4 protein-coding genes are annotated in these 2,755 nt (G+C 71.9%); 3 read left to right on the top strand and 1 reads right to left on the bottom strand.

Annotated features, from left to right (window positions below; translation table 11 throughout):
• Nucleotides 1–15: 15 nt before the first annotated feature.
• Nucleotides 16–324 carry a hypothetical protein gene (locus tag VF697_RS29470; RefSeq protein WP_331100090.1) on the bottom strand — a complete coding sequence of 103 codons (309 nt, stop codon included), beginning with the start codon at nucleotides 322–324 and terminating at the stop codon, nucleotides 16–18.
• Between the two features lie 285 nt (nucleotides 325–609).
• On the opposite strand from VF697_RS29470, the gene VF697_RS29465 reads away from it, so the two are divergent.
• The 3 genes from VF697_RS29465 to VF697_RS29455 all read left to right on the top strand — a co-directional run.
• Nucleotides 610–1,053: a hypothetical protein gene (locus VF697_RS29465; RefSeq protein ID WP_331100088.1), complete on the top strand. Its 444-nt coding sequence runs from the start codon at nucleotides 610–612 to the stop codon at nucleotides 1,051–1,053.
• A gap of 70 nt (nucleotides 1,054–1,123) precedes the next feature.
• Nucleotides 1,124–2,467, top strand: coding sequence for an ATP-binding protein (locus VF697_RS29460; RefSeq protein WP_331100092.1), 1,344 nt, complete (start codon nucleotides 1,124–1,126; stop codon nucleotides 2,465–2,467).
• A partial coding sequence (locus VF697_RS29455; protein WP_331100087.1) for a response regulator occupies nucleotides 2,464–2,755 on the top strand: 292 nt, incomplete at its 3' end. The genes VF697_RS29460 and VF697_RS29455, both read left to right, overlap by 4 nt.

Raw genomic sequence — 2,755 nt, 5'->3', positions numbered from 1 at the left:
GCTGAAGCGCGGGGACTACTTGATCTCCGCGGCGGTCTTGGTGGCCTTCTTGGTCTTCTTCACGGGGGCGCTCCTCTCCGGCTTGGCCTCGGCCTTCACGGGAGCGGGAGCGGGAGCGACCTCGGGCTTGGCCTCGGCCTTCACGGGAGCGGGAGCGACCTCCGGCTTGGCCTCGGCCTTCACGGGGGCGGGAGCGGCCTCCGGCTTGGCCTCGGCCTTCACGGCGGCCGGAGCGGCCTCGGGCTTGGCCTCGGCCTTCACGGGCTCGGAGGCAAACGCCGTCATGGAGGCGGTCACGACGAGGGCGGCGAACAGGTTCTTCATGGTGGATGCTCCGAGTGGCAACGAAACGTCGCGGCATTGCGGCGTTACGTTTCGGACACTGAGCACCCGCCGTGCCATGGCCCGTCCCCAGGGAAGCCCCCGCCGGGTTGCGGAGATTTTCCCCAAGGTGCCTGCCCGGCCTGGGGGCACGCTCCCCAGGAAAGTGCCGGAGGTCTTTGACGACACCCCCCGTCTTGGGGATGCTGGCCCTGTCAGCCGGTGACGGTAGAGCCCGGTCTAGCCTGGAGGCGCATCCCGTGCGTCCGGAGGACGGGAGCGAAGGTCATGCGGTACCTCTTCATCGCGGTGGTGGTAGGTGGGGTGGGTGTGGGATGCGCAACCCCGCGGGTCTCCTCCCAGCCTCAGGCGTCGGCGGAGGTGGAGCGGTGGCAGCGGCAGTCCCAGGTGGAGCACGAGCGCGCGGAAGCACTCGCGGTGCGGCTCGCCCAGGCGGAGAGTGCGCTGGAGACGGCGGCCCAGGAGCGCGCCGAGTCCGCGCAGCTCGCGCGTCTATTAGAGGAGGAGCTGGCGCGCGCGGCGGTGGAGCGGCACTCCCTGGTCGAGCACAACGCGCAGCTCGTGACGCGGCAGCGCGAGCAGGCGGAGCTGCGGGAGGAGCTGGAGGACGTGTGGTACCAGTCGGCGCTCTCCCGGGCGCGCCGGCGCAGCCAGCCTCCGTCCGCCGCCACCCCGGAGCCGGCCGGCCCGTCCGAGGGAGGCTCGCGCTGAGCCCCTGGAGCCGTCCGTGAGCGCGCGGGTGCCCATTCGCGGCTACCGCGCCGGTTTCCTCTTCGCGGTGATGCTGCTGTCGGCGGTGGCCGCCTTCACCCTGTGGACGGAGGTGCGCACCGGCCGCCAGGTGGCCCAGCGCGTCCAGGAGGCGCTGGAGCGGGCCGGGCTGATCGGCCGCATCCGCGTGGACGCCCTCTCGCTGGAGTCCGCCATCGAGGCCCACATCCGCGCCACCGACGACGGCCAGCGACAGGCCGCCAACGAGGTGATGGAGGACATCCTCGCGGACATCCGCGAGGCCACCGGGGACTACACGCGCAACCTGCCGAGCGACGACACGCTCGTGGTGTGGCAGCGCTTCAACGTGGCCTGCACCCGGCTGGCCCAGCAGGTGCGCACCACGGCCGTCTTCTCCCACCGCAAGGAGTCCGAGCAGGCACGGCACCACCTGGTGGAGCAGGTGCGCCCGCTGGCCGAGGAGATTGACGGGCTGGCGGGGCAGCTCGCCCAGGAGAACGCGGACGAGGCGCGGCTGCTGTTGGAGCACCTGGCCTCGCTGCGCGTGCGCAACCTCGCCTACGGCGGCGTGGTGACGCTGCTGGCCGTGCTGGTGTCGCTGGCGGTGGGCTGGCGCATCACCTCGGTGCTCCAGCGGCAGGAGCGCACCATCCAGGCGCAGCTGGAGGAGCTGGCTCGGCGCAACCAGGAGCTGGACGCCTTCACGCGGCGCGTGGCGCATGACCTGATGGGGCCGCTGTCGCCGCTCAAGGGCTACCTCACGCTGCTGCGCCGCTCGGGGGCGGTGAAGGACGCGCAGGCGCTGGAGCTCGTCTCGCTCTCCGAGTCCAGTGCGGTGCGCATGGGCGAGCTCATCGAGGCGCTGCTGCGCTTCTGCCGGGCGGGCACTCGGGGCGAGCCGGTGGTGGGCGAGCTGGACACCGCCGTGAGCACGCTGCTGCTGGAGGTGAGCCAGACGGCCGCCGCGCAGGGCGTGGCGCTGGAGCGCGAGCTGGCGTCCGGTGTGAAGGTGTCCTGCCCCTCGCAGCTCTTGCAGCTCATCGCGCAGAACCTGCTGTCCAACGCGGTGAAGTACACCGCGGGCCGGCCGGACGCGCGCGTCTGCGTGAAGGTGGCGCGCGAGGGCGGTGAGGCCGTGCTGGAGGTGGCCGACAACGGCATCGGCATGAGCGCGGAGACGCAGGCGAAGCTCTACCAGCCGTTCTTCCGCGCCCCGGAGGCCCGTGGACGCCCCGGACACGGGCTCGGCCTGGCCACCACGAAGCGCCTGGTGGATGCGTATGGCGGCTCGCTGCGGGTGTGCTCGGAGCCGGACTCGGGCACCCGGATCACCGTTCGCTTTCCCCTCGCGGCCGAGGCCGCGCCCCCTCTCGTCCGCGGAGTCGGTACATGAAGGCTGCCCGCATCCTCGTCGTCGATGATGACCCTCACGCGCGGGACTTGCTCGAGCGCCTGCTCGGCATGCTGGGGAAGGTGAACCAGGCCGCGGATCCGAAGGAGGCCGCCGCGCGGCTCGCCGAGGATGGGCCGTTCGATCTCGTGCTCACCGACATGGCCATGCCCAACCCGGGCGATGGGCTCATCGTGCTGAACGAGGTGCGCGCGCAACTGCCGGACACGCCCGTCATCGTGGTAACGGCCTTCGGCAACATCGAGGGCGCGCTGGACAGCATCCAGCAGG

This window comes from Archangium sp. (genome assembly GCF_036388035.1).
GTDB lineage: Bacteria > Myxococcota > Myxococcia > Myxococcales > Myxococcaceae > Archangium.
The sequence above is the reverse complement of the archived record's forward strand: the minus strand, read 5'-3'. Positions and strand labels throughout refer to the sequence as shown.